Raw genomic sequence first — 308 nt, 5'->3', positions numbered from 1 at the left:
CTTACCCATTCTCTTGCTGCGCTTATATCTTCAAATGGCTTTTCTGGGTATTCTGGGCGATACTTTAACGTTTTAAATAACGACTCAGAGTACGGGTTGTCATTACTTACTGATGGTCGACTAAATGATGGCACAATGCCTAACTCCTGTAATGTTGCCAACAATGTCGCGCCTTTCATTGGGCTGCCATTATCTGAGTGTAACGTAACTTGCTCGCGCTTTATTTGCTCTCGACTGCAAATATCCTTCATTAAATCCGCGGCTAATTCACTTAACTGTGTGTCGTAAACCTGCCAGCCAACAACCTT

At 43.2% G+C, this 308-nt stretch carries 1 protein-coding gene; it reads right to left on the bottom strand.

Translation table 11 applies throughout. The annotated features are described in order from the left end of the window. Nucleotides 1–308: transposase (locus AAEY57_RS19605; protein ID WP_502935505.1), on the bottom strand; the 308-nt coding region annotated here is incomplete at both ends.

The organism is Pseudoalteromonas sp. MER144-MNA-CIBAN-0113 (assembly GCF_040308965.1).
Classification (GTDB): domain Bacteria; phylum Pseudomonadota; class Gammaproteobacteria; order Enterobacterales; family Alteromonadaceae; genus Pseudoalteromonas; species Pseudoalteromonas tetraodonis.
Note: the sequence above shows the minus strand (reverse complement) of the source record. Positions and strands in the feature narration are given on the sequence as shown.